Here is a 26271-nt window from a genome sequence, read left to right as displayed (position 1 = left end):
GCCAGCTAAGCTGTTGTCACCTCATACTGATCTTAATCATTAATAATAATTTTTTCACAATTTACACTGACACATAGTGTCATTAGTCGGCATTACACTAAATGACAATTTCTACCGGTAAGGAGGCTAATGTGAGCAATTCTCCAGGGTCATACGAAAAACTGGCTAGTCGTCTTGCAGCTATTATCGTTTTGCTTCATCAGCAGGAGCACATTACACGTGAGCAGTTAGCCGGTATGTTTCAAGTTTCCGTTCGTACCGTATTTAGGGATCTAAACCGACTGAGTTCCATAGTTGAGCATATTCATGGTGACAGTTACCGACTATCACCAGGGTTTCGTCAATCCTTACAAATGAATGATATTAATAAATTGATAAATAACTTAGGAATTCCTACGTTATTTTCGGGACAAAACCCAACTTTCTGGACTGCACTTTTGAAAGATAGTGGCCTTCCACAATTATTGATTAAACCATTAGCTCCGGAAAAAATCACTGAAACCTCATTTTCGCATAATTTCAGTCAACTGAGTCTGTCGATTAACGAGCACAGATACTGCTCATTTCTGTATAAAAACAGATCTCGATACATACAGCCATATCGACTGGTAAATGTAAAAAATATCTGGTACCTCGCCGCAATGGAAAAGGAAAACCTTAAAGGTTTTCTTCTCAGTGGAATCACATGGTTGAAGATAAGCGATGAAAAATTTATCCCTGAAAAATCGATAGAACAGTGTATCGATGAAGAGGATGATGTTTGGTTTAGTCTGAATAAATTCCAAGTTCTTCTTCATGTGGATGCCAGTGTTGCAGGTTATTTTCTTCGCCGAAGCGTACTCCCAGGTCAGGTAATCACTCAGCATAACAAAGACGGAAGCCTTGAAGTCTCCTGCAAAATTGCAGATGAGCGTCAGTTGCTGCCATGGGTACGCTACTGGCTTCCTAATTTGAAAATTCTGTCACCTAAGTCATTGCAGTCAGAACTTAAGGCACAGTTAGCTGAAGCATTAATCAGGTTTACTGACACAAGTAATAGATGAATAAGGATATAAATCATGATTGAGAATAATGAAGCACCTTTGCTTCCTGATTTGCCACACATCACTAACGATCTCTTTCAGGAACAACTAACTGATACTTTCTCAAAGGATTTTCACAGCGCCGGTGGAAATACGGAGTCAACAGGTAGACTAATAAAAGATTTTGTGCATGGAGCGAGCCTTGAAAGAAATGTTGAGCCAAAAAACTGGCTTGTCACTCAGTTCCGTAAGCATGCTGACCTTTGGGATAATGATGAGTCACTTGTACGTGATGCTGATGATATTGTTAATACTATTCACCACCAGCAAGAGCTTAAAGCCTCTCTAGCCGCATCCCTTCATAAGGGAAAAACACGTAATAACTGGATCGGCAAAGAGCTGGAACGTTCAGCCAAGAATCATGGCGTAATCAATGTCGGAGATTATGCCCGAGGTATTGATGATGCCCTCACCCAAGCAAACGAACTGATGAAGGCGACAATTACCCGCAACGATGGTCAGTTCAGTCAGGCGCGAAATCTGGATGGCTTTATAGCAGAAGTTCATCACGTTAACACATTTAATGTGAATGCAAAGGCCGCTGGCTCTTCCGCACGGGCTGAGCTTGTCGTCAAGTAGACTGGCCCCATAGATCACCAGACACTTCGCCTCTCTTAAAATAAGAGGTAGTCTTGGAACTATGTTTAACACCAGTCAGAATAATAAGATGGTTGAAGTGTTATCAGGACCTGAGCGGCGTCGGCGTCGTACTCCACAGGAAAAAATTGCCATTATTCAGCAGACTATGGAGCCGGGCATGACCGTGTCCCACGTTGCCCGTCTGCATGGCATAAATGCCAACCAGATCTTCAAATGGCGAAAACAGTATGAAGAGGGATCGCTGACTGCTGTTACTGCCGGTGAAGATGTTGTCCCGGCCTCCGAACTGGCAGCAGCCAATAAGCAAATCCGCGAACTCCAGCGACTTCTGGGTAAAAAGACGATGGAAGCCGAAATACTCAAAGAAGCCGTGGAGTTCGGCCGGGCAAAAAAATGGATTGCGCATGCGCCCTTGTTGCCCGGGGACGACGACTAACCGACGTCTGCCGGAGTATCGGTGTGTCGCGTGCGCAACTGAGTATCAGGGTTCACCGGCCCTCTGACTGGCAGGATCGCAGACGGCAATCCCATTTTGACGACAGCGCTGTGTTATCCCGAATAAGCACGGAGGTGGCTGACCTGCCGACGTATGGTTATCGCCGTGTATGGGCGTTGCTGCGACGGGAGTCAGAGCGGAAGGGTCTGCCAGTGGTTAACGCAAAGCGGGTATATCGTATTATGCGAGCCCACCATCTGCTCATTGAGCGTAAGCCTGCTGAGCCTTGCCGGAAGCGGGCCCATAAGGGGCGTGTAGCGGTGGCTGAGAGCAACCGGCGCTGGTGCTCAGATGGCTTCGAGTTCCGTTGTGACAATGGCGAAAAGCTGCGGGTGACCTTCGCGCAGGACTGCTGTGACAGGGAGATAATCGACTGGGCAGCCAGTACCGGAGGCTATGACAAAGAAACGGTGCAGGATGTCATGTTGGGTGCGGTAGAAAAACGCTTCGGAAGGGAGTTGCCCACAGAGTCGCTGGAATGGCTGACGGATAACGGTTCAGCGTACAGGGCGCATGAAACGCGGGCGTTCGCTCGGATGTTGGGACTGGAGCCGTGCACAACAGCAGTCCGCAGCCCGGAAAGCAACGGCATAGCAGAAAGCTTCGTGAAGACGATAAAGCGGGATTACATCAACATGATGCCGAAACCGGACAGCCAGGCAGCGGTGATGAACTTGGCGGTGGCGTTCAGTCATTACAACGAACATCATCCGCACAGCGCGCTGGGATATCGCTCACCACGGGAATATAGACGCAGAAAGTTATCGCAACCGTAAGAGAGAAAAGGTGTCTGGATATATAGGGGCAAATCCATCAAGCCCGGAAATGCATTTGGAAAGAACTCAGTAGATATTCAGATAAAAGATGGTACTGGCAAAGTTGTTCGTCGCTACCAGTCCAAATATGGTTCGGATGCGGCCAGCACAGAAAAACTCTTTGAACATGGCGATTATCGAGGCCAAGGCTCCCTTGTTCCTAAGGGACATTCAGCAGCCATGCAAAGAAAATCAGTGGAGTCCATTGATTATGATGGAGTTAAATCTACACCTTTATCCAAAGAAGATGCCGTTCGTCAGCGTGAAGATGTTCATAACAAACAGCAGTCTCCTAATCTGGACTGGGGAGCAGCTGATACTGTTGTCATAGGAAAGCAAATTGGCAAAACAGCCTTAATTTCAGCAGGGTTAGGTGTATGTTTTCAGGGGGGCAGGATTGCTGTTCGTCGTGTCTGGAATCGCATATGCGGTAATGAAAACGCCCCTGTTGTAGACGACTTACGTGAGTTCATAGACACGTCACTTAAGACCGCAGGTAGTGCTATGCTGACAGTTGCAGTCTCAGGTGGGCTGATGGTCGCAAGCAAAAAGGGATTTTTAGGTACCCTTCTAAAAAATTCGCCAGCTGGTCGTATTGCATTACTGGGATCTGCTGTCATTGATAACTCCAGAAATATTTATGATCTTGCCCTAGGTAACATTTCCCAAGAAGAGGCTCTAGACAGAGTTGTCAGTACAACCGCTGTTACTATAACAGGCATAGTTATGGCGGAAACCGGTGTTTCTGTTGGTGCTACGATAGGGACGTTACTCGGGCCCGTGGGTACTTTCGTTGGAGGAATGGTAGGAGGAATCATTGGGGGCATGCTCGGCAGTACAATAGCGGAGAAAATGTATAGCGCCGGAAAATCAGTCGCAAAAATTAGCGTAAGAGCGATAAAGAGGGCGGCTTTAGCCCCATATCGCATGGTTAGCAGTATCTACAACTCACTGTTTAGTTAGTGGAGCAAGAAAAATATATGGACAGATCAACAATAGATCGCCTCGTATCATGTCTACATGCTGGTCATACGGGATTTTATCTCCAGAGCAGTGAGGACGAACGTATTGATGGACTACTAAAAACTGTAGCTGAAGAAACAGGGCTGCGTTTGCGGGAATGGAATTTGGCTTGGGGTTGGGTTGATTTCATATCCCGCTTACCTCTTGCAGAGGATATATACAGCCCCCCTCCTCGGCCAGAGCAGATGTTAGCAGGTCTCCTTGACGATGATCTGGAAAACACCATTTTCATTTTCCGTAACATGCGTAGTGTCCTGGCATCTTCCCCGCTTGTGGTGGCCCGGTTGCATCAATTCCTTCTTCGACTCCGCCGATACCATAAAGAAGAAAGTTGTCTGATCTGCATTGATGATCGCGTAGAGATACCATCGCTCATCGAGCCACTGATGACTCTTATCGAAATACCATTGCCTTTACGTGAAACTATAAGAGTGAGGGCACAAGAATTTATTCAGGAACACTCTTTGAGTATTACAGATGTGTTGCTAAACAGGATAAGTACAACTCTGACAGGTCTGACAATCAGCCAGATAGATCAGTCCTTGGCAGTGGCTTTAAACCAGCATAAAGTTATTAATGAAAAATCACTTGGTACACTTTTACAGGAGAAAAATCAAATAATAAGTAAAAGTGGAATTCTAGAAATCGTTAGGATCGACGAGAAACTTGATGATATTGGGGGGCTTGAAAACCTGAAGGAATGGCTCAGGCGTAAAGCCGCAATATTCCAGCGATTGTCAGAGGCCGAAGAGGCTGGTGTACAGTCACCTAAAGGTGTACTAGTGGCCGGTATGCCCGGTTGTGGCAAATCTCTGACTGCGAAAGCGGTTGCCAGCCTCTTTGAACTACCGCTGCTGCGGCTCGATATTGGTTCTCTGCTTGGTAAGTATGTGGGTGAAAGTGAGCACAACATGCGACGCGCCTTGGCGATGGCTGAGACGATCAGTCCATGTATTTTATGGGTGGACGAACTGGAGAAAGCATTCGTCGGTATAGGATCGTCAAATACCTCAGAAGTCACATCACGACTTCTAGGCTATTTTCTGACATGGATGCAGGAGAAATCCAGTGCAGTATTTGTGATCGCCACTGCAAATAACGTCACGGCCCTACCACCTGAGTTATTGCGTAAAGGGCGCTTTGATGAGGTCTTTTACGTCGGGTTCCCATATCTTCCTGAGCGAATGGATATTCTCGGCATTCACCTTAAATCAGTTTGGAAAAAATTTTCGCCAGAACAACAACTACAGCTTGGAATTGCGAGTCGTAACTTTGCCGGTGCCGATATTCAGAATGCAGTGAATGATGCACGTGAAAGTGCATTTCTTGCTGGCGAAGACATCGATTTTATTCGTATGAATGAGTCACTGGGACGTACAGTGCCATTGAGGGATACACTACGAGATCAAGTAACCAAATATGAAGCATTGTTTGAGAAGATGAAGCTTAGAGCCGCCTCCCATATTGATGGCCTCAACCTATCACAGATGATTGCACTGGCTGATGATACCAATCCGTTGGAACGACAACGGGTGGCTATGGCTGAAGAGTGCAGTGAAGATCTGCTTGAAAAACTAGCGAAAGATACACATCCCGATGTGCGAAGAGCTGTTTATAAAAATCCGAGCTGCACTACACGTATTCTTGCGGAGTTTATGGCACAGGCTGAAACTGATTGCAAAGTGGATCAAGAGGTCTTAGAACTGGCTTGCGTGCACCATGAAGCACCTCCCAATCTACTAGTCGCACTCATCGAGAAAGGGAAGCTTAGTGATAATATTCTTCTGAGTATTGTTGAAAAACCACATTGTACTAATATGGTTCTCGACGCATTAATGAAAAGTAAAAACGATATGGTACAAAAAGCGATTTTGAGGCACCCTCATTGCCCAAATACTTACCGTGAGGATTTTTTGCAAGATAAAAGACCTACATTCAGGGAAGCTTTAGCTCATAACCCAACTCTTAGTGAAGATCATCAGAAGAAATTGTACAGAGATATAAGACAAATTCGCCGTGCGCTAGCCACTAATCCTTCATTAAGTGACGACGTGAAGAAGTTACTGGAAAATGATACTGATCTTACTGTTTCCCTGGCATTTGCAAAAGCCCATCCCCAAAAAAATAATCAGGAAATTATTGATGGTACAGACAATGAAAAAATCTTACTTGAAAAAATTAAAATGGGTAACTCGAACGACCTTATTGAGCTAGCAAAAAACCAGACTCTGCCTACTGAAATACAATGTAAACTAGCACAAGAAGTAAAAAATGAAGCCGTCCTTGTTACACTGGCACTAAATCCGAATACCAATGCAGATACGCAAAAAATTCTGGCCCGTGACAGTAGCGAAATTGTGAAAGCAGCTCTAGTGGAAAACAACCATCTTGATGATTCCGTACAGTTGCATTTATTTCAAAATACTCCTAAGAAAACTAATTTACGATTGTTGAAAAATCAATTATTAAGTGAGAATGTCCAGTCATTAGTATTGAATGGAAAAGATATCAAATTACTAAGCATCCTAGCTCGAAATGTTTTTATTTCAAAAAAAACCATTAGTGATTTAATGAAAATCAATGATGTTTCAGTACATGCTGCATTAGCTAAAAATAAATGCATATCACATTCTCAGCAACTAGCCCTTGCTGACAAATATCAGACATTCACTATTAATAGTGCACTTTGCATAAATGAAAATATCAGCCCTGTTTTATTTCAAAGGTTTTCAAAATTTACAGGTTATCATATTGCACTCTTAAGCAATAAAAGGATCTCAGATTATGATTGCAGTGAAATAGAAGCATCCCTAGAAAAAGGGCCGATTGCGAATTTAGAACAAATTGATAAAGCACTATTTATATCAAATGAAAATCTTCCAGAAAACATACAGTCAGGACTTATCTCCATTTTTATAAACGGAAATAAAGAAAACCACATTAAATTAATTTCAAAAAATACTGGTCTATACCCATCTCAACAACATCGACTTGCCACCATAAAAAATATAAACACCCTATTAAATTTAATTTGTAACCCAGCAAGCACCAGCTCAACCATTGAGACAGCAAAAAAAACAATCAAAAACACTAATTCATTGAAAATTGCGCTAAAAGGGTTGTTATCTAGAAAGAAACAAAAACTCTATGAGAGGATAAATAAACTTTCTGAAAAGTACTCAGTTTCACCACTTGGATATATCAATGATATTAATTCAGTTCATGAACTTGAACAAAATACGATTACCATGTTACATATTGATGATATTGATTTTTTAGAAAATCTCAGCTTTGAAGTAGGTATAGATGAGTTAACAGACTCTGATGTTAATACATATAGATCTGAAAGTGACAATATAGATCATGAATATATTATATCAACCAGCCATGCAGTTCACACCTTATCAAAATTAAAATTTTTACATTTTAATAAATGACGTTTGTCGTGATTTTATAAGCGGGTGGCTTTTGAAAGTACTCCTTGTGTATTAGCCGCGACTTGATCTGATACATGGCCTTAAAAGGTTGAGAGTTACCGATTTTAATATAGAGGTCGAATCCTGATACAAAACATGAGATTCGCTCTCCCCGCTTCAGGCATTTTGCCTGCGAAAAATCCACGCCATGCGTGGATTTTTTTCATCACGACACAATGAGGATTGCATCATCCCCTCCAGGTGAGTACGCTCAGTAGGTAATCCCCCCGAAAAACCGGTGTGTTCATAGGTAGAATTTTCTCGTAATCTGAACCGGGGAGATCTCTATGAAAAAATCACGCTTTACCGACAGCCAGATCATGGCCATCCTCAAGCAGGCTGAGGCCGGAACGCCAGTTGCTGAACTGTGCCGCGAGCATGGTATGAGCAATGCCAGTTTCTACAAGTGGCGTTCACGCTTTGGCGGAATGGATGCATCCATGATGGCCCGACTAAAAGAGCTGGAAGATGAAAACCGCCGCCTGAAAAAGATGTATGCCGAAGAACGGCTCAAAGCCGAAATTATTCAGGAGGCTATGGCAAAAAAGTGGTGAAGCCATCGCAGCGAAAGCAGATGGCACAGGACGCGGTCAGGCACCGAAGCGTCAGCATACGTTTTGCCTGCCAGTTGTTTGTTGTCAGCGAAAGTTGCTATCGCTATCAGCCTCAACTGAATGAAGAAAACACGGTTATTGCTGACTGGCTACTCCGTATCACCGACAGTCAGCGCAACTGGGGTTTTGGTCTGTGCTTTTTGTACCTGCGTAACGTAAAAGGCTTTAAGTTCAATCACAAAAGGGTATACCGGATTTATTGCGAGTTGTCGCTGAACAGGCGAATTAAACCGAAAAAACGACTGAAACGGGATAAGCCCGAGCCGCTGGCGGTGCCTGAAAGCCGCAATGAATGCTGGTCGATGGACTTCATGCACGATCAACTGTCGGATGGTCGTTCCGTCCGATTGCTGAATGTTATCGATGACTTTAATCGTGAAGCGCTGGCCATTGAGGTAGATTTTTCTCTTCCCGCAAATCGTGTGGTGAGGACTCTCGAGCAACTCATTGAGTGGAAAGGTAAACCAGCAGCAATACGATGTGATAATGGGCCAGAATATACCGGCAAGATACTGATGTCATGGGCTGCTCAGCAGAATATCACCCTGCGTTTTATTCAACCCGGAAAACCTCAGCAGAATGCATATATTGAGCGATATAACCGGACTGTACGTTATGACTGGCTGGGACAGCACCTGTTTACATCACTGGACGAATTGCAGGACTATGCCACACGCTGGCAATGGTTTTATAATCATGAGCGTCCGAATATGGCACTGAATGGCTTCACGCCAATGCAGCATATTCAACGCATGACCTGATTCTACTTATCACCTCCGTTAAAAATGGGGGGATTACCAGTACAGTTAGTGGATGCGTGACGTACTCTGGTTGAGGTGCACTACTCTGAACCGGAATCCATCACAAAGAAACAAGCCTGACCTCACCAGTCGGGCTTTTTTCTTGTCTGTGACCCGCCCTGAATCCCCCCGCACTACGGCACTGGCGAAAATCCCCCCACATAGCACAGTGTCTGTTGTGATTTTTAGACGATCGGTCTATTATTTTACGCCATGAACACCACCACACCTGCACGCCCCCGGGGACGGCCCCGGAAAGACACCAGCCACCAGGATGTGCGCGCCGCACTGCTGCGCGCCGGTATCGAAGCGCTGACCGCCTCCACCTTCTCCGGCAATGGCCTTGACGGCATACTCCGGCAAGCCGGAGTGCCGAAAGGCTCGTTCTATTATTACTTTGCCAGTAAAGAGGCCTTCGGAATGGCGGTTCTGGATGCCTACGATGACTTCTTTCGCCACCTGTTAGCAAAAACCCTTGGCGATAAAACGTGCCCCCCGCTGGCGCGGATCCGGGCATTTGTGGACAGCGCCGCCCGGGGTATGGCGCGCCACCATTTTCAGCGCGGCTGCATTGTCGGCAACATGGCGCCGGAAGTGGGCCTGCTGGCCGAGCCCTTTCGCGCGCGGCTCAACCAGATCCTCACCGGCTGGCAACACCAGTTTGAAGCATGCCTGCTGGAGGCCCGCACAGCACAGGAGATTGCGCCAGACAGCGACTGCGCAAGCCTTGCGGCATTTTTCTGGACCGGCTGGGAAGGTGCCGTACTGCGCGCCCGCCTTGAGCAGCAGCGCCAGCCCCTCGACACCTTCCTTCACCACTATTTACGGCTACTGGCCAACACTTAAGGATGCATATGTACACCTCATTACTGACTGAAAAAGACGCTAACGGCTACCGCACCACCCTGTGTCAGCGCCAGTTACAGGATCTGCCCCAGGGGGATGTCACCGTCGCAATTGACTACTCATCCCTGAACTATAAAGACGCCCTGGCTATCACCGGCAAAGGGCCGATTGTGCGCAGCTTCCCGATGGTGCCGGGCATCGATTTCAGCGGCACCGTAACCGAAAGCACCCACCCGGTCTGGAAAGCCGGCGACCGGGTGATCCTGACCGGCTGGGGCGTGGGTGAAAAACACCCGGGCGGGCTGGCACAGATGGCCCGGGTCAATGGCAACTGGCTGGTCGCGCTGCCTGAAAACGCCACCACCTGGCAGGCAATGGCTATAGGCACCGCCGGGCTCACCGCCATGCTGTGCGTGGCGGCGCTGGAGCGTAACGGGATCACCCCTCAGGCAGGTACAGTGCTGGTCACCGGCGCCAGCGGCGGGGTTGGCAGCTTTGCCGTGGCCCTGCTCTCGCGCCTTGGTTACAACGTCACCGCATCGACCGGGCGCACCACAGAAAGCGAATGGCTCACCACCCTGGGGGCCAGCGCGGTTATCTCCCGTGATGAGCTAAGTAACCCGGGGAAACCGCTCCAGAAAGAGCGCTGGGCCGCAGTGATTGATACGGTAGGCAGCCACACCCTCGCCAACGCCTGCGCCAGCGTGCAGTACGGTGGCGTGGTCGCCGCCTGCGGCATGGCACAAGGGATGGATTTCCCGGCAACCGTCGCGCCGTTTATCCTGCGTGGTGTGACCCTGGCCGGGGTCGACAGCGTAATGATCCCGCTGGCTCAACGCCAGGATGCCTGGCAGCGGCTCACCCGCCTGCTGGATAACGCCCTGCTCGAATCCCTCGCCACCACCTACCCGCTGGCGGAGACCATCAGCCTTGCGGACAAGCTGTTCGCCGGTGAAATCCGTGGCCGGGCAGTGATCAGCTGCCGCTAAGCGCGCCCGCCTTACGGGTTACCGGGCGCGGCGCTTTGCGCGTCCGGTTCCCGCGCCATAATGATGGTTTGCGGCACGGAGATCCTGATCCCCTGTTCGCGCAGCTGGTGAAGCAGCTCAAACAACAGATCGCTTTTAGTGCCGAATATCTGCCGCGCCGAGCTGACAAACCCGGTGGCGCTGATGGTTATCCCCTCAGCAGAAAGACCCGTACAGGAAACCGCAGGCTCCGGGCTGCTGCAAATCTGCTCGTGGGCATTAAAAATATCCAGCAACAGGGTGCGGATTTGTACCGGATCACAGTCCAGCGGGTAGGTCAGCGCAATGGTCACCACCCCGAGGGTATTGCCCCGGGTCACGTTGCGGACATTCTGGGAGATAAACTGGGAGTTGGGCACAATCATCGTGGAGCGGTCACCCAGCTGAATTTCCGTGGCGCGCACGCTTATCTTTTTAATGTCCCCCTCAATACCGCTGATACTGACCAGATCCCCCACCCGCACCGGCCGCTCGGTCAGCAGAATAAGCCCGGAGATAAAGTTTTTTACGATCTCCTGCAGGCCAAAACCAATCCCGACCGACAGGGCACTGACAATCCACGCCAGCTTGCTCCACTGCACCCCCAGGCTTGCGAGGGTCATCATAATCACCACCACATAGCCAAGGTTCGTAAACAGCGCGCCGATGGATGCCTGCATCCCGGCGGACATCCTTGTCACCGGCAGCAGTGTTTCGGTCAGCCAGCGGTGGATCTGGTGCAGCGCCCAGGCTGAAATCAGGCAGGTCAGAATGGCGCTCAGCACATGGGCGGGCACAATATTAAGCTGACCAATACCGTTGCCGGACCACAGTGCATAAATCCGCCCGGGCAGCTCTACCGCCGCGCTGCTGCCGAAGGTGCCGTAAATCAGCGCCAGCACCATCATCAGCAGGATCACCACCTTACCGATGGCAGAAAACACAATCGCCAGCAGCGACAGCGGATCCTCACGCAGCTTGAGAAACCGCACCAGGAAGCGGCCCGCCCGGTTATCCGGGGAAAACAGCAAATCGCACAGCCCGTCCCACACCCGGGTGAGGAAAAACGCCCCGGCGATAACAATAAACGCCCAGATCATTTTATAGGTCAGGTAACGTGCAAGGCCGATGTAGCCGGTGAGCAGCGCAATCAGTTCCACCAGCGCAAACACCGCGCTCAGCAGATACACCACCCCGTGGACCGAGGTATTCTGGTGGCGCTTGTCCTGATCGCCCTCTTCATTTTTGGCGCTGTTCACCCGCACAATCATCACAATCACGCACACCAGAATCAGAAGCGATGTCATCCCGGAGGCCACCACACTGGTAGAGACCGACGCCCCGATAGCGCTATTCATGATCTCCACCGAGCCAAACAGGAACAGCACACCGGCGATGATCCGCGGGAACGGGTTCAGCGCCGCCGCCACGGAATCAGAGATACGCGCCAGCCGCCAGGAGGGCTGGGTTTTACTGATAAGCGCCCTGCCAAGCCCAATCATCACCCCTGTCAGTACGCACAGATTCAGCCAGTCGGAGAAGAAATCCCCCAGCACCCCGCTGTGCAGCGGCAGACGCAGGAAGATCCAGGCAAATGCCCAGGCCGCCAGGCTTATCAGCAGGGTGTTGGCGGCGATCAGCGCCATGGCATAAAAACTGCGGATAAACGGGCCTTCCGGGATGCAGCGCACCGTAAAGCGGGTAATGGGCAGCTCCAGCCGCTTGCGCGTCAGAGGCAGCACAACCGCAATCGCCAGCAAAAACAGGGTGCCGGGGATCCGCGCCGGAGAGACAGCCAGTTGCCAGCCATCCTGCAACGCATACCAGAATTGCAAAAACCGCCCGCGGTTATAGTCTGAAAAGGAGAACAGGGGCGCCCAGAACCCCGGGGTGAGGATACTGCCGTTATTCAGGCTCAGCTCCCGGGCGAGGATATTGCGCCGCACACTGGCAATCTGCACCGCCAGCTGCTGGGCGCTGGCCTGTAGCAGGGCTGTCTGCTGAAGGCGGGACTCCAGCCCGGTTTTGGTCTGGCTGAGGAGCTGGCGACGCGCCACCACTTCCGGCGTTTCCGGGGGGGCGCCCGCTTCAGGTTTCGGGCCCAGTATATTTAACTGGGTGGTGACCGGCAGTAACTCCTGCCCCAGTGCGGCCTGCAGCGCATCGATACGGGCCAGGATCTGCTGGCTCCGCTCACTGTAGGATTCCAGTTGTTTATCGCCGGCGGTCCTCACCACCTGCTGTTTGAGATCGTCAAGCTGGCCCTGTAGTTCGGTCAGCAAAGTGTTGCTGGTATCGCTCTGGTCCGCTACCGGCTGTGCCTGTAATGACAGGCACAACATCAGTAATATAACGCCCGCCAGCCATAGCAAAACATTGCGTCGTAACATCAACATACCACTGCTCCAGGTGTCTGGCCTTTACCGGACGGCCTCTTTACGACCGCCTGTTATGGCACTAAGTATAGCCAGCCCCCGGAAGAGGCCGCCTTTACCTGCCTTCTTCCCCTCACCTCAGTGGTTATAACTTCTTAAGTAATCTCATCCCCCGGGCACTATTTACAAAAAACAATAATGGACGCAAACAAAAAGCCAGCTGAGTGCTATTCACGCGACAACATCATTACTTCAGATTTTCTGTAATATACTGAATTGTCAGGTATACTTTTATTAACCAGACTCAAAGCCCCAATAATAACGTTATGACCAATTTCTATGTCGTCGGAAATAATACAGGCATTTGCACCAATACTGACATTATCGCCAATTATTATTTTCTGTATTTCACTGGCATTTGTTGATTTTACACCTATCGTAACACCCTGTTTTATATTCAAATTGTCACCAGCAACCACTCTGTCAGAGATAACCACACCTGCGAAATGTTGAATAAATGGATTTAAACCGATATTCGCCCCCAGCATCACCTCAATGTTGTAAGTACACATTAATTGGCGCTGAATTTTTCTGGCCGTCTTTCTGGCTGCGCCATTACCTGAAATAAACATGTGATTTGCCAGTCGCCACCAGAACCAGAATAAGGCATTTAATTTATTATTATCTTTATGCTTTTTATACTGACTGGTAAATTTTAACCAACAAAATTTCTCCCCGTTTTTCATAAACTCATTCGTCCAGAAACGTTTAAGTTCTGAAGTATCGTTTAACATCAAAAACCGGAGAATGCGCAGATATGGCATGCGATAACCTTACATGTACTAAAAGTGTGGATATTACCACACGGCGTACATAAAAAAACAGTAACGCATTGAATTAAAACAATTACAGCCGACTCCTGGATATCCAGGATGTCAGATTTCACCAATACAAAATAGCCCGAAATGATTTGAACCTTCACGACACCCGGGCAGGAAAGCGCCCTTTACAGGGCGCGTTATGTTAATCCGGGTGAGGGGTATAGACCCCGGTAAGCGAGTGCAGGAAGGCGACAATATCGTCCACATCCTGCTGTGGCAGCGAGGTGCCCACCTGGTGGTGCAGCATCAGCTTCACGGCCTCATCAAGGGTGGCCACATCACCACGGTGGAAGTAAGGCTCCGTCAGCGCCACGTTGCGCAGCGTCGGCACTTTCTGGCGCAGGCGATCGCGCACATCCCGGGTCACGTTCATCCGGCCGATGTCCGCATCAGTAATGTCGCCAAACATAAAGTCCTTTTTCAGCCCCAGCGGCTCAAACGCATCCCCGCCGAGCAGCACCCCGCCGTGGCAGGTGGCGCACTTATGCTCTTTAAACAGCCCATAGCCGCGTAGCTGCCGGGCAGTCAGCGCGTTATCATCGCCGCGCAGGTAGTTATCAAAGGGCCCATTGGGGGTGATCAGCGTCTTCTCAAACTCCGCAATGGCATCTGTGATGGTGTCGCCGGAGAAGCCCTGCGGGTAAACGGCGGTAAAGTCGCGGGTCAGGCTGGCGTCTTTACGCAGCTTACCGGTGATCTCATCCCAGGATTTTGAGGCCATCTCAATAGGGTTAAGAGGTGGCCCCCCAGCCTGGGCCTGAAGGGTGGGTGCCCGCCCGTCCCAGAACTGCTCAACATTAAATACCGCATTAAATACCGTGGGGGCGTTAATCGGGCCAATGGCGCCGCCCACCCCGAGCGAGGTCTTGCGCCGGTCTGCACCCCCTGCCCCCAGCTGGTGACAGTGAGCACAGGAGATGGAGTTATCCCCGGACAGGCGCGTATCGTGATACAGGCGCTTACCAAGGGCGACTTTCTTCCCGTCGACCGGTAACGACAGCGGGATCGGCTGGACCGGCTCGTTGCGCCGCTCTGGTGCTATATCCGGGGTCACATAGTGGGCCTCGCGCTGGGCTTTAATCCATGCCAGTACCAGGGCACGCTCCTGTTCGTCCATCCCCCCGGCCCAGTGCAGGGCCGTGTAGCGCGTGGGCGGCATGGTCTGGTGCTGCATTACCCATTCAATTTTATTGAGATCGCTTTGCGAAACGGCGGTGTTATCGGTGAGTTTTTTTCGTACATCGCTGAGATTAAAAGACTTATATCCGAGCTGGATATCATAATCCATCAGCTGCTTTACACCGGGCAGCGTAGCGTAAAACGGCAGTTCAGCGGCGGGAGTGTGGCAGTAATCACAGCCCTTATCCTGAAACATGGCGAGTATTCTGGCATTTTGTGCCGTGGCGTTGATCTGTTCGGCGTAAGCGAGGTTGCGTCGGGTGTCGTGGTAGTGCACATAACCCACTAAACCCAAATAGCCGCCAGCCACGCACAGCACGGCGGCACCCAATAGCCTGGTTCTTGTTTTCATAGTGAGATCCTTTCCGGGGTGAAAACGGGCCCTTCAGGCCCAAAACGCCAGCATGTTGACGCGTATATCACCACTAAGAATAAGGATCAGAGGGTTAAGCATTACCAAACAGAACGCCTGCCCCGGGCCCTCGTCCGGCCAGGTTTACGCAATATTAAATTTCCGCACCGGCCCCCCGGCCTCCCCCCAAATAGTCTGTGATCGCCACCACTAAATTCAGCCGATACGCTTGTATGGTAGTTAGAACAGGCTATTCATTAACACACCCGCGACAAATGCATGACGGGTAATACAACGATAATTAACATTCTATGCGTGAGGATACCTATGGACATTGATATCCCGGAAAGCGTTCCGGCTGCAAAACCGGCACGTATTCGGCGGCTTCAGACCGTCACCCTGACCCTGCTTTTTATTGCCGGTATTGTTAACTTCCTGGATCGCGCCTCCCTGAGCGTGGCCGGTGAAGCCATCCGTGGCGAGCTTGGCCTCTCCGCCACGGAGTTTGGCGTGCTGCTCTCGGCGTTCTCCTTGTCTTATGGCTTTGCCCAGCTCCCTTCCGGCTTTCTGCTCGACCGCTTCGGCCCGCGGATTGTGCTGGGGGCCGGGCTGATTTTCTGGTCCGCCATGCAGGCCATGACCGGGCTGGTTAACTCATTCAGCCACTTTATTATGCTGCGTATCGGCCTTGGGATCGGTGAAGCGCCGTTTATGCCTGCGGGGGTGAAATCGGTCAACGAATGGTTTGTACAAAAGCAGCGCGGCACGGCAATGGGCATGCTTAACTCATCGACCGCTCTGGGGCAGGCCATCGCCCCGCCGGTACTGGTGGTGATGCAGCTCGCCTGGGGATGGCGCGCCATGTTTGTGATAATCGGCCTGGCCGGGATCCTGGTCGGGATCTGCTGGTATGCCTGGTATCGTAACCGGGCGCAATTCCCGCTGACGAATGAAGAGCGCCATTATCTCAGCGCCCCGGTCACCCCGCGCCCCCGGGTGGCTTTCAGTGAGTGGCTGGGGCTGTTTAAACAGCGCACCACCTGGGGCATGATCCTCGGCTTTTCCGGGGTGAACTACACCGGCTGGCTGTATATCGCCTGGCTGCCGGGGTATCTTCAGGTGCAACAGGGCTTTAGCCTGGCAAAGACCGGCTGGGTCGCGGCGATTCCGTTTCTCGCCGCCGCCATCGGTATGTGGGTCAACGGCCTGGTGATGGATGCGCTGGTGAAAGCCGGTTACGATCCGGCCCGCACCCGCAAAACCGCCATTGTGCTGGGGCTGATTCTCTCGGCCCTTGGCACGCTGCTGGTGGTGCAGTCCGGCTCACCGGCGGCGGCAGTGGCGTTTATCTCCATGGCGCTGTTTTGTGTGCACTTCGCCGGCACCGCCTGCTGGGGGCTGGTCCAGATGATGGTCCCGGAAAGTAAAGTGGCCTCGGTGGCCTCTATCCAGAACTTCGGCAGTTTTGTTTTTGCCTCTTTCGCACCGATTGTCACCGGCTGGGTGGTGGATACCACCGGCTCCTTTAACCTGGCGCTGGTCATTGCCGCCTGCGTCACCTTCGCCGGGGCCCTGAGCTATCTGTTTATCGTGAAAAACCGGGTGGTATAAGCCGCCGGACTGCGGCGCGGTTCCCCGCGCCGCCGCCTTTCAGCCCCCCAGATACATCCGCTTGATCTCCGGGTTGTCCAGCATCTCCCGGGCCGGACCGGATAACACCGTTTTGCCGTTTTCCAGCACATAGGCCCGGTCCGCAATGCGCAGCGCGGCGCTGGCGTTCTGCTCCACCAGCAGGATGGTGATATTCTCATTGCGCAACTGCTCAATGGTGGCAAACAGCTCCCCGACAATACGCGGCGCCAGCCCCAGGCTCGGCTCGTCGAGCATCAGCAATACCGGCTCCCCCATCAGGGCCCGGGCGATAGCCAGCATCTGCTGCTCCCCGCCGCTCATGGTGCCTGCCATCTGGTTACGCCGCTCTTTAAGGCGCGGAAACAGCGCAAACATCTTATCGCGCAGCGACGCAAACGCCGCCTGATTATGGTACGCCCCCATACGCAGATTCTCTTCAATGGTCAGGTTGGTAAAGATATGGCGCCCCTCCGGCACCAGGGCCAGCCCGCGCCGGACAATCTGGTGAGTCTGGCGCCGGGAAATATCCTCATTAAGAAAGCGCACCTGGCCCGACGAACGCACCAGGTTAACAATCCCGTGCAGGGTGGAGGTTTTCCCCGCGCCGTTACTGCCGATCAGGGTGACTATCTCCCGGTCGTTAACCTCGATATCCACCCCTTTCAGCCCCTGGATAACCCCGTAAAACACCTTCAGTTCCCTGGCGCTAAGCATATTTCAGATCTCCCAGATAAGCGGAAATCACCGCCGGATCGTTAATGGCTTCCGCCATGGGGCCGCTGAATAACGGTTTCCCGTACTCCAGCACCATCACCCGCTCGCACAGGGTATTCACAAAAGGCATGTCGTGCTCAATCAGCAGTACGCTGAGCTGATGCGCTTCGCGCATGCGGAAAATGAGCCGCGCCAGATCTTCAGTCTCTTTCGGGTTCATCCCGGCGGCGGGCTCATCGAGCAGCAGAATTTTCGGCCGGGTAGCCAGCGCCCGGGCGATCTCCACTTTGCGCTGGTTACCGTAGCTCAGCCCGGTGGCCGGGGTGTTGGCAAACTGGGCAATGCCAATCTCTTCCAGAATCTCCAGCGCCTGAGCCCTGGCGGCACGCTCTGCCGGGAAATAGCGCCCGATATGCAGCGCCGCCTCCAGCAGTGAATAGCGGCTGCGGCTGTCGAGCCCGATCATCACGTTTTCCAGTACCGACATGCTCGGGAACAGGCGGATATTCTGAAAGGTACGCGCGATCCCGGCGTGGACCACTTTATGGGGTTTAAGGCCGCGAATGCTGCGCCCTTCCAGGCGCACCTCCCCGGCGGTGGGTTTATAGTGGGCGGTCACCACATTAAACAAGGTGGTCTTGCCCGCCCCGTTGGGGCCAATCAGGCCAAAAATCTCCGCCGGCCGGACCTCAAAGCTCACCCCGTCGATGGCTTTCAGCCCGCCAAACTGCATGGCGATATTATCGATGGCTAACACCGGGTTATTTTCCATTGTGGTGCCCCCCGCTGCGGGTTAACTGCCAGATCTCTTTCTTGCCCAGTAGCCCTTCCCGGGCAAACAGCATCACCACCAGCAACACCAGTGAGAACACCACCATCCGCAGGCCCGGGAAGGCCCCCAGATCGTGGCCGAACAGGGTCAGCGGCTGGTCCAGAAAGCGCAGCCACTCTGCGCTTCCCACCACCAGAATGGTCCCCAGCAGCGCACCGGTGGTGCTGCCAAGGCCCCCGAGCACAATAATGATCAGCAGCTGGAAGGTGAGCATAAAATCAAACAGCCCCGGGGAGATGGTAGTCAGCAGCGAGGCCATCAGCCCCCCGCCGATCCCCTCAAAAAAGGCACTGGTGGCAAAGGCACAGGTTTTAATGCGGAAGGTGTTCACCCCCATGGCGATGGCGGCGTCTTCGTCATCGCGGATGGCCTTCATCATGCGCCCGTATTTCGACCAGACCAGTTGCAGAATAAGCCCGGTGGCAAGCAGCGCCGTGATCCCGCACCAGAACAGCAAATGGGGCTGCTGGGGAATATCATTCAGGCCGATGGCCCCGTTGGTTATCTGCGGGTTATTGATAGCGAGGATCTTGATGATAAAGCCGAACCCCAGCGTCACGATGGCCAGATAATCTCCGCGCACCCGGAACACCGGGAACGCCAGGCACACGGCCACCAGCGCCGCACAGATACCGCTCAGCAGCAGCGCCGGTAAAAATGACGCATGCACCGCCAGCACCAGCGGGCTGGGCTGGGCCATTTCATACATATCCAGCTTGCTGTCGCTGCCGAGGATAAGGATCCCGGTCACATAAGCCCCGATAGCCACAAAGCCATTGGGCTCCAGGGAGAGCTGGCCGGTCACGCCGTTTATCAGGTTGTAGCTGACCGCGAGGATCATAAAGACAAACACCGTGCTGGCGACCCGGATAACATAGTCATTAAACAGCGTGTTTATCGCCAGCAGCAGCCCGAGGCAGAGGAGAATAATCACCAGATTGCGCAACTGAGCCGTGAGGGTTGTGGTCGCGTTTTTCATCAGAAACGGCTCCTTTCCAGACGTTCATCACCCATAATGCCCACCGGGCGAAACAGCAACACCAGAATCAGAAACAGGAAGGCAAAGGCGTCTTTATAGCCGCCCAGCTCCGGAAACAGCGCCACGGCCACCACCTCGGTAAAGCCGAGAATAAAGCCCCCCAGCACCGCCCCGGTCACGCTGCCTATCCCGCCCAGCACGGCGGCGGCAAATGCCTTAAGCCCGATGAGTACCCCCATCAGCGGGTCAATCGTCGGGTAGCTGATGGCATAAAACACCCCGCCCAGCGCCGCCAGGCTACTGCCCAGGGCAAACACCAGCGAGATAATCCGGTTTGCGTCCACCCCCATCAGGCGCACGGTATTGACATCAAAAGCCACCGCCCGGATAGCCATACCGTAGCGGGTGCGGTACAGCAGCCACAGCAGTGCCAGCAGCAGCAATATGGTGATAACCGGCATAATCAGCGCCACCTGGGTTATCACCACCCCGCCGATATCCCGGGTCTGGTTAAAGAATTCCGGGGCTTCAAAATAACGGGTGCTACCGCCAAACAGCACGTTAAAGGTATTTTCCAGAAAGAAACTCACCCCGATGGCGGTGATCAGAATGGAGATTTTCGACGCATGGCGTAAAGGCCGGTAGGCGATGCGATCAATCAGCATCCCGGACAGGCCACACAGGAGCAGGGTTAAAAAAATGGCCACCCAGAAAGGCAGCCCCACGGAAGAGAATAAAAACAGGGTGGCAAAGGCGCCCACCATCATAACGTCCGCATGGGCGAAGTTAATCAGCCGCAATACGCCGTAAACCATGGTATAGCCGATGGCGATCAGCGCATACATGCCGCCAAGGCTCATGCCGTTTACCACCTGTTGTAAAAACAAAGAGATATCCATTAGCGCATTCCACCGGTGTGGTTATCTGTTTTCACCGCGATAAACGCGGTGAAAAATAAAGCCTGCCGTAACAGGCTCTTATTAGTATTTTCGCTTTTATCAGGGGTTCACGACGGTTTTAAAGGCCAGTTTCCCGTTCTGGACTTCATTAATTACCGCACTGCGTACCGCGTCGCCATTATTCAGCGTGAGCGTACCGGTTACCCCCTGGAAATCTTTTGTGGCACGGATTTTTTCATTCACACATACCCGGTCTTTCGGGTCTGTGCACTGGTTCATGGCGTTAATAATAACGTTATAGGCATCTGCCGTCATCGCACCCCATGTGTGGGTCGGCTGTTTATATTTATCCTCCCAGGCTTTGATAAACGAGGCCCCGGCCGGGGTCTGGGTTTTGGCATTCGGGGAATAATAATCCGTGGTCATATAACCGTTGACCGCGTCTTTACCCACATCAAAAAATACCTGATCCGCCGCCAGCCCGTCCCCGCCAACCACCGGTTTTTGCAGCCCCATCTGTTTGGCCTGCACCGCAATTAACGCCCCTTCGGTGTAATAGATAGGCATATAAATCATATCCACATTGTGGGATTTAACGCTGGCAAGCTGGGCTTTAAAATCTTTGCTACCGGCAGGCGCCTGGACCTCAATCGGTATTACGCCGCCGTTTTTCTTAAACTGATTACGAAACGCCTTCGCCAGCCCCACGGAATAATCGTTGCTGCTGTCGAAAATAATCGCGGCGGTTTTCGCATTCAGATCCCGGGAGGCCAGATTCGCCCCCACCACCCCCTGGAAACTGTCGGAAAAGCACACCCGGCTCACATAGGGGTGGTTGCGGGTCACCCGGTCATTGGTGGCGGTAGGCGAGACCAGCGGGGTTTTGGTGTCGTCGGCGATTTTAGTCATTGCCAGGGTGTTGGTGGAGGTCACCTCACCGATAACCGCATCAACTTTATCGCTGGAGACCAGGCGCTGCATGGCGTTGGCTGATTCCACCTTATCGCTTTTATTGTCGATAATAATCAGTTTCACCGTGTCGCCATTTTTCAGGGTGGGCGTAATACTCTGAATCAGCTCCACCCCTTTTTGCGAAGGCTGCCCGTAACCGCTTAATGGCCCGCTGAGCGGTAATACCACACCAATTTTTATCTCTTGTGCTGCGGCTGTACTGGCACCCATTGCGCCGCACAGCACCACTGCCAGTGCAGATAATTTGCCACAAACACTGTTCATTATTACCTCACTTTCCGTTGGTTAAATTATTACCATTCCCCGGTAATACCAGGGTTATTAAAGGTAAAACGCGGGCATCCGTGTTATTCCGGCAAGCAATATCCAGAGGCAATTGGCCCGGCCCCCCGCAAACCGGGGTAACAGCCAGACACAACGGGTCCATAAAAACCAGTTACCGATAATGCCAGTTATTTCAGCACCATTAGTCTTTAATTTTATTATCCAAAAACGGAGGAAAAACAACTTATAAATGCGGATTTATCATCGGGGATACTTATATAAAAGAAGAAATTAATACCTGAATCGCTAAAGCTGAACCGGCCATTAAAACCGGTAAAAAAAGCGTTATAGCCTGTCCGGTAAAATATGCCAGCCGGTTAATAATAAAAAATTAATTAACGAACCGGAGGGGCGAAAAATACAGGTTTATAACAGCGGAAAAGCCGGATGCCAGAATATAACACCGGGTATCTGCTCACCCGGCGGCAGAGTTATCTGCCGGGGGGAAAATACCCGTCATAACCGCAGAGAACAAAAATCCCCCGCCCTATAGCGGCCGGTTATCAGCCGCCGGGCACAGGCGGCCAAAACGGGGTAAAAATCACGCCTCCGGCGGTGCGAGGTGAAGCGCACCAGCCGGGGTGGCGTTAATCCTGGTGGTGGTGGTGATGATGATGGTGGTGAGCATGCCCGGCGTCGGGCTCTTCGGTGCCGGGCAGGCACTGGAGATGCCCGTTGCGCACACCGCGCTGGGCGATAACGTCATCCGCAAACTGGCGCACCTCCCCCATGTTGCCCTTCAGCACCGCGATTTCCAGGCAGTCGTTATGGTTGATGTGCACATGCAGCGTCGCCACCGAAAGATCATGGTGACTGTGCTGGGTCTGCACCAGGCGGCTCGCCAGATCGCGCTTCTCATGCTCATACACATAGGAGAGCACCCCGTAACCCTGCTGCTGCCCTTCGCTTTCGGCCTCCATGGCGAGTGTGTTGCGCAAAATATCGCGCAGCGCTTCAGAGCGGTTATGGTATCCACGCCGGGCGCTGAGGGCGTCCAGTGTTGCCAGGAGATCGTCATCAACGGTGATGGTTATACGCTGCATAGGGCACCTTTGCGGGTTTGGGATCGGGGGCGGGGAAAGGCTGGCAGCACGGCCTGTTGCAGCGCCTGCCCCGCAGCAGAACAAAAGGTTAAACCGGGCTGTACCGGCACATCTTCCACAATGTGGCCGTCACTCATTACCACCACCCGCTGGCAAAAACGCTCCACCAGGCGCAAGTCGTGGGTGATAAACAAAAAGGCGATATCAAACTGCTGACGCAGCTGTTTAAGCAGGCGAATAATATCGGCCTGGAGCACTAAATCCAGGCTGGATACGGCCTCATCAAGGATAAGCAGGCGCGGCGCCGGGGCCAGCGCCCGGGCAATGCACACCCGCTGAAGCTGCCCGCCGCTGATTTGGGCAGGTAACTGCCCGAGCAGCGCCGGATCCAGCGCGACCGCCTCCATCATCTCATGAACCCGCTGCTGGCGCTGGCCCCGGGTCATGGTGCTCAGGTGGCGCAGGGGCTCCTCAATAATTTGCCCCAGGGTATGGCGCGGGTTTACCGCACCGGGGCCATCCTGGAACACCATCTGCACTTCCCGGTTAAACTGGCGGCGCTGGGGGCGGTTCAGCCGGTTCAGGGCCTGGCCGCGCCAGGTGACTGCCCCCTCCCGGGGGGATTCCAGCCCCGCCAGCAGGCGGGCCAGGGTACTTTTACCACAGCCACTGCGCCCCAGCAGCGCCATGGTTTCGCCCTCTTTCAGGCTCAGATCCAGCTGGCGCAGCACCGCCTGGCGCCCGCCACTGGCGGGGTAACTGTGGCTCACCCCGTTTACGGTTAACAGATTCATCAGGCCAGCTCCTGTCCGTACAGTGCCAGATGGGCGCTGATCAGTTGTCGGGTCACCGGGTGTTCCGGCTGGCGGAAGATCTGCTCTACCGCCCCCTGTTCAACGATCCGCCCATCGCTCATGACCGCCACATCATCGGCCAGCCGCGCCACCACCCCCATATCGTGGGTGACCAGCAACATCCCCTGGCCCCGCTGGTCGATGACCTCTTCCAGCAGAGCAAGGATCTGTGCCTGGACCACCACATCCAGATCGGTGGTGGGCTCGTCGGCAATGATAAACGGTGCCTCGCTCAGCAGCGCCAGGGCTATCATCATGCGTTGTAGCATGCCGCCGCTCAGTTCAAACGGGTACTGCCGGAGCATCCGGTGAGCCTGCTCAAGCCCTACGGCGCGCATCACCTGCAATACCGCCACCGGATCGGCCCGCTTCCCGGCTACCCGGCAGGTCTCCCGGGCGTGATCCCACATGGTGCGCACCGGGTTAAAGGCGCTGCGCGGGTTTTGCATAATGGTCGCCACCAGCCGCCCGCGCAGTGACTGGGGGGTGACCGGTGTGCCGTCGGCCAGGATCTGCCCGGCGGTGGCCTCCACCCCGACGGGGAGTACCCCGAGGGTAGCGGCGCAGGTCAGGGATTTTCCGCTGCCGCTGCCGCCTACCAGCGCCAGCACCCGCCCTTTGCGCAGCGTCAGGCAGACGCCATGCACCAGCGGCTGGCGGCTGCGCAGGGTGATATTTTGCAGTTCAAGTTGCTGGATCATCAGTGGCTGTGCTCCATGGCCAGTTGCGGATCGAAATAGTCCCGCAGGGCATCCCCGACAATATTAAAGGCCATCACGCTGATAAACAGCGCCAGCCCCGGCCACAGCATCTGGTGGGGCTGGGTCCAGATATACTGGCGGGCGTCGTTGATCATCACCCCCCATTCCGGGGTCGGGGCGGTCACCCCGAGGCCGAGGAACGACATCCCCGCCACGTGCAGCATCATATGGCCGATATCAAGGGTCGCCAGCACCAGCAGCGAGGGCAGCACCGCCCCGGCCAGGTGGCGAAAGAAAATATGCCAGCCCCGGGCGCCGCTCATGCGCGCCGCCAGGATATATTCACGCTGGCGCAGGCTGATCACCAGGCTGCGCACCATGCGGGCATACCAGGCCCAGTGGGAGAGCGCAATCGCGATGATCACGTTGGTCAGCCCGGTGCCCAGCACCCCGACCATAAAAAACGACAGGATAGAGGTGGGGAATGTCATAAACATGTCGGTGACCCGCATCAGCCCCTGGTCTACCCGCCCGCCCAGCAGCCCGGCGGTGGAGCCCACGGTCAGGCCGATCCCCAGCACCAGCAGCAGGCAAATCATCACCGCCCCAAGGGAGGTCCGGGTGGCGGCCAGCAGGCGCGAGAAGATATCACGCCCCAGGTGGTCGGTGCCCAGCCAGTGGGCGCTGCTGGCCCCCTGTAAACGGGCGGTCAGATCAATAGCCAGCGGATCTGACGGCAGCCACCACTGGCAGGTGAGCGCCACCAGCGCCAGCAGAATAATCACCCCAAACGCCAGGCGCACCGCCCCGCTACTGTGCTGTAAAAAATGGTTCACTGTGCCCCCTCATGGTGGCGAATACGCGGATCCAGCCAGGCACTGCACACGTCCACCACCAGATTACAAACCACAAATACCGTCACCATCAGCATCGTAAAACACTGAATCACCGGATAGTCGCGGTTAAAGATTGCCGATACGGCATAACGGCCCACGCCGGGCCAGGCAAAAATACTTTCAATGATCATGGTGCCACCAATCAGCTCGCCAATATGCATCCCCATGGCGGTGATCACCGGCAGCGAGGCGTTGCGCAGAATATGGTCCCGCTCTGTCTGGCGGGGAGCCAGCCCGCGCATCCGGGCCCAGGTAACATGGCGCTGCCCGGCCACCTCCAGCATGCTGGCGCGCAGCAGCCGGGCGTTGATCGCCAGCGACATAAAAGCTATCGACACGGCGGGCAGAACAATATGCTGCCAGCTACCGTAGCCCATAGGGGGCAGCCAGTGGAGCTGCACGGAAAACAGCATCACCAGCAGGAAGGCCAGCCAGAAATTGGGCATCGACACGCCGAAAAACGCCACCAGCCGTACCAGATAGTCCGGCCAGTGCTCCCGGTGGCGGGCAGCCCACATGCCCAGCGGCACGGAAATCACCAGAATAAGCCCGAATGCCACCCCGGCCAGCAGCAGCGTGGCCGGGAAGAAGTGCAGCATATCGTCCAGCACCGGGCGCTGGGTGGCAAACGAGGTGCCAAAATCCAGGTGCAGCGCCCGCCACAGCCAGTGGCCGTATTGCAGATACAGGGGTTGATCCAGGCCGAGCATTGTCCGGGTAGCGGCCAGCATCTCGGCGGTAGGCGGCAGATTAGACAGGCGCAGGTAATCCATAGCCGGATCCCCGTGCCCCAGGCGCAGCAACAGAAAAATCACCGCAGAAGCGGCCAGCAGCATCGGGAGCAGCAACAGCACCCGGCGGAAGATAAATCGCAGCATG

At 53.4% G+C, this 26271-nt stretch carries 22 protein-coding genes; 9 read left to right on the top strand and 13 right to left on the bottom strand.

Annotated features, from left to right (window positions below; translation table 11 throughout):
• Positions 1-131 precede the first annotated feature (131 nt).
• The 8 genes from EBL_RS19855 (at position 132) to acuI (ending at position 10741) form a co-directional block, all read left to right on the top strand.
• On the top strand, positions 132-1043 hold the full coding sequence (locus tag EBL_RS19855) for a helix-turn-helix transcriptional regulator (RefSeq protein ID WP_002441047.1): 912 nt from the start codon (positions 132-134) through the stop codon (positions 1041-1043).
• A 15-nt stretch (positions 1044-1058) separates the two neighbouring features.
• Positions 1059-1661 carry a hypothetical protein gene (locus EBL_RS09000; protein ID WP_002441048.1) on the top strand — a complete coding sequence of 201 codons (603 nt, stop codon included), beginning with the start codon at positions 1059-1061 and terminating at the stop codon, positions 1659-1661.
• 88 nt (positions 1662-1749) lie between these two features.
• Positions 1750-2954, top strand: a protein-coding gene (locus EBL_RS08990) for an IS3 family transposase (RefSeq protein WP_126298244.1) whose coding sequence is annotated in 2 segments (ribosomal slippage) — positions 1750-2068 and positions 2068-2954 — 1206 coding nt in all. Because the reading frame shifts where the segments join, the coding sequence is not laid out codon by codon here.
• 219 nt (positions 2955-3173) lie between these two features.
• The gene (locus EBL_RS20560) at positions 3174-3956 is read left to right on the top strand and encodes a hypothetical protein (RefSeq protein WP_014715999.1); all 783 of its coding nucleotides are present in this window, start codon (positions 3174-3176) and stop codon (positions 3954-3956) included.
• 17 nt (positions 3957-3973) lie between these two features.
• Positions 3974-7453: an AAA family ATPase gene (locus EBL_RS08980; RefSeq protein WP_002445527.1), complete on the top strand. Its 3480-nt coding sequence runs from the start codon at positions 3974-3976 to the stop codon at positions 7451-7453.
• A gap of 326 nt (positions 7454-7779) precedes the next feature.
• Positions 7780-8867 (top strand): IS3 family transposase gene (locus EBL_RS08970; protein WP_126298255.1). Its coding sequence is split into 2 segments (ribosomal slippage): positions 7780-8032 and positions 8032-8867, totalling 1089 coding nucleotides; the frame shifts between segments, so codons are not numbered across the junction.
• Positions 8868-9119: 252 nt separating this feature from the next.
• Positions 9120-9752, top strand: a complete 633-nt coding sequence (gene acuR, locus EBL_RS08965) for an acrylate utilization transcriptional regulator AcuR (protein WP_002443785.1) — start codon at positions 9120-9122, stop codon at positions 9750-9752.
• Between the two features lie 8 nt (positions 9753-9760).
• Positions 9761-10741 carry an acrylyl-CoA reductase (NADPH) gene (gene acuI / locus EBL_RS08960; RefSeq protein ID WP_002443787.1) on the top strand — a complete coding sequence of 327 codons (981 nt, stop codon included), beginning with the start codon at positions 9761-9763 and terminating at the stop codon, positions 10739-10741.
• A gap of 11 nt (positions 10742-10752) precedes the next feature.
• Here the strand turns inward: acuI and EBL_RS08955 are convergent, their stop codons facing one another.
• The 3 genes from EBL_RS08955 to EBL_RS08945 form a co-directional block, all read right to left on the bottom strand.
• Positions 10753-13155: a DUF3772 domain-containing protein gene (locus tag EBL_RS08955; RefSeq protein ID WP_002443788.1), complete on the bottom strand. Its 2403-nt coding sequence runs from the start codon at positions 13153-13155 to the stop codon at positions 10753-10755.
• 206 nt (positions 13156-13361) lie between these two features.
• Positions 13362-13958: a serine acetyltransferase gene (locus tag EBL_RS08950; protein WP_014715998.1), complete on the bottom strand. Its 597-nt coding sequence runs from the start codon at positions 13956-13958 to the stop codon at positions 13362-13364.
• Positions 13959-14157: 199 nt separating this feature from the next.
• Positions 14158-15546 carry a cytochrome-c peroxidase gene (locus EBL_RS08945; RefSeq protein WP_002443791.1) on the bottom strand — a complete coding sequence of 463 codons (1389 nt, stop codon included), beginning with the start codon at positions 15544-15546 and terminating at the stop codon, positions 14158-14160.
• A gap of 327 nt (positions 15547-15873) precedes the next feature.
• Here EBL_RS08945 and EBL_RS08940 point away from each other — a divergent pair, with 327 nt between their 5' ends.
• Positions 15874-17157, top strand: coding sequence for an MFS transporter (locus EBL_RS08940; RefSeq protein WP_002443793.1), 1284 nt, complete (start codon positions 15874-15876; stop codon positions 17155-17157).
• A gap of 39 nt (positions 17158-17196) precedes the next feature.
• Here EBL_RS08940 and EBL_RS08935 read toward each other — a convergent pair whose 3' ends face one another.
• The 10 genes from EBL_RS08935 to nikB all read right to left on the bottom strand — a co-directional run bounded on the left by EBL_RS08935 (position 17197) and on the right by nikB (position 26270).
• The gene (locus EBL_RS08935; RefSeq protein ID WP_002443795.1) at positions 17197-17892 is read right to left on the bottom strand and encodes an ABC transporter ATP-binding protein; all 696 of its coding nucleotides are present in this window, start codon (positions 17890-17892) and stop codon (positions 17197-17199) included.
• The gene (locus EBL_RS08930) at positions 17885-18664 is read right to left on the bottom strand and encodes an ABC transporter ATP-binding protein (RefSeq protein ID WP_002443797.1); all 780 of its coding nucleotides are present in this window, start codon (positions 18662-18664) and stop codon (positions 17885-17887) included. Before EBL_RS08930 ends, EBL_RS08935 begins: the two co-directional genes overlap by 8 nt.
• Positions 18654-19703 carry a branched-chain amino acid ABC transporter permease gene (locus EBL_RS08925; protein ID WP_002443799.1) on the bottom strand — a complete coding sequence of 350 codons (1050 nt, stop codon included), beginning with the start codon at positions 19701-19703 and terminating at the stop codon, positions 18654-18656. The genes EBL_RS08930 and EBL_RS08925 overlap by 11 nt, the downstream gene beginning before the upstream one ends.
• Positions 19703-20602 (bottom strand): branched-chain amino acid ABC transporter permease, encoded by a 900-nt coding sequence (locus EBL_RS08920; RefSeq protein ID WP_002443801.1) that lies wholly within the window; start codon positions 20600-20602, stop codon positions 19703-19705. The genes EBL_RS08925 and EBL_RS08920 overlap by 1 nt, the downstream gene beginning before the upstream one ends.
• 99 nt (positions 20603-20701) lie before the next feature.
• Complete coding sequence (locus EBL_RS08915) at positions 20702-21838, bottom strand: ABC transporter substrate-binding protein (RefSeq protein ID WP_002443802.1); 1137 nt, start codon at positions 21836-21838, stop codon at positions 20702-20704.
• A gap of 647 nt (positions 21839-22485) precedes the next feature.
• Positions 22486-22941, bottom strand: coding sequence for a nickel-responsive transcriptional regulator NikR (gene nikR, locus EBL_RS08910; protein WP_002443805.1), 456 nt, complete (start codon positions 22939-22941; stop codon positions 22486-22488).
• Positions 22929-23735, bottom strand: a complete 807-nt coding sequence (nikE, locus tag EBL_RS08905; RefSeq protein ID WP_002443806.1) for a nickel import ATP-binding protein NikE — start codon at positions 23733-23735, stop codon at positions 22929-22931. Before nikE ends, nikR begins: the two co-directional genes overlap by 13 nt.
• The gene (gene nikD / locus EBL_RS08900) at positions 23735-24496 is read right to left on the bottom strand and encodes a nickel import ATP-binding protein NikD (RefSeq protein ID WP_002443808.1); all 762 of its coding nucleotides are present in this window, start codon (positions 24494-24496) and stop codon (positions 23735-23737) included. Before nikD ends, nikE begins: the two co-directional genes overlap by 1 nt.
• Positions 24496-25332 carry a nickel ABC transporter permease subunit NikC gene (nikC, locus tag EBL_RS08895; RefSeq protein WP_002443810.1) on the bottom strand — a complete coding sequence of 279 codons (837 nt, stop codon included), beginning with the start codon at positions 25330-25332 and terminating at the stop codon, positions 24496-24498. Before nikC ends, nikD begins: the two co-directional genes overlap by 1 nt.
• The gene (gene nikB / locus EBL_RS08890) at positions 25329-26270 is read right to left on the bottom strand and encodes a nickel ABC transporter permease subunit NikB (protein ID WP_002443812.1); all 942 of its coding nucleotides are present in this window, start codon (positions 26268-26270) and stop codon (positions 25329-25331) included. The genes nikC and nikB overlap by 4 nt, the downstream gene beginning before the upstream one ends.
• Position 26271 lies beyond the last annotated feature (1 nt).

Source organism: Shimwellia blattae DSM 4481 = NBRC 105725, assembly GCF_000262305.1.
Classification (GTDB): Bacteria; Pseudomonadota; Gammaproteobacteria; order Enterobacterales; family Enterobacteriaceae; genus Shimwellia; species Shimwellia blattae.
This window is presented reverse-complemented; position numbering and strand designations above follow the sequence as displayed.

Coding starts and splice junctions, on each gene's coding strand:
- EBL_RS09000 (WP_002441048.1), top strand. CDS start 1,059: ATGATTGAGAATAATGAAGCACCTTTGCTTCCTGATTTGCCACACATC.
- EBL_RS20560 (WP_014715999.1), top strand. CDS start 3,174: ATGCAAAGAAAATCAGTGGAGTCCATTGATTATGATGGAGTTAAATCT.
- EBL_RS08980 (WP_002445527.1), top strand. CDS start 3,974: ATGGACAGATCAACAATAGATCGCCTCGTATCATGTCTACATGCTGGT.
- acuR (WP_002443785.1), top strand. CDS start 9,120: ATGAACACCACCACACCTGCACGCCCCCGGGGACGGCCCCGGAAAGAC.
- acuI (WP_002443787.1), top strand. CDS start 9,761: ATGTACACCTCATTACTGACTGAAAAAGACGCTAACGGCTACCGCACC.
- EBL_RS08955 (WP_002443788.1), bottom strand. CDS start 13,155: ATGTTGATGTTACGACGCAATGTTTTGCTATGGCTGGCGGGCGTTATA.
- EBL_RS08950 (WP_014715998.1), bottom strand. CDS start 13,958: ATGCCATATCTGCGCATTCTCCGGTTTTTGATGTTAAACGATACTTCA.
- EBL_RS08945 (WP_002443791.1), bottom strand. CDS start 15,546: ATGAAAACAAGAACCAGGCTATTGGGTGCCGCCGTGCTGTGCGTGGCT.
- EBL_RS08940 (WP_002443793.1), top strand. CDS start 15,874: ATGGACATTGATATCCCGGAAAGCGTTCCGGCTGCAAAACCGGCACGT.
- EBL_RS08935 (WP_002443795.1), bottom strand. CDS start 17,892: ATGCTTAGCGCCAGGGAACTGAAGGTGTTTTACGGGGTTATCCAGGGG.
- EBL_RS08930 (WP_002443797.1), bottom strand. CDS start 18,664: ATGGAAAATAACCCGGTGTTAGCCATCGATAATATCGCCATGCAGTTT.
- EBL_RS08925 (WP_002443799.1), bottom strand. CDS start 19,703: ATGAAAAACGCGACCACAACCCTCACGGCTCAGTTGCGCAATCTGGTG.
- EBL_RS08920 (WP_002443801.1), bottom strand. CDS start 20,602: ATGGATATCTCTTTGTTTTTACAACAGGTGGTAAACGGCATGAGCCTT.
- EBL_RS08915 (WP_002443802.1), bottom strand. CDS start 21,838: ATGAACAGTGTTTGTGGCAAATTATCTGCACTGGCAGTGGTGCTGTGC.
- nikR (WP_002443805.1), bottom strand. CDS start 22,941: ATGCAGCGTATAACCATCACCGTTGATGACGATCTCCTGGCAACACTG.
- nikE (WP_002443806.1), bottom strand. CDS start 23,735: ATGAATCTGTTAACCGTAAACGGGGTGAGCCACAGTTACCCCGCCAGT.
- nikD (WP_002443808.1), bottom strand. CDS start 24,496: ATGATCCAGCAACTTGAACTGCAAAATATCACCCTGCGCAGCCGCCAG.
- nikB (WP_002443812.1), bottom strand. CDS start 26,270: ATGCTGCGATTTATCTTCCGCCGGGTGCTGTTGCTGCTCCCGATGCTG.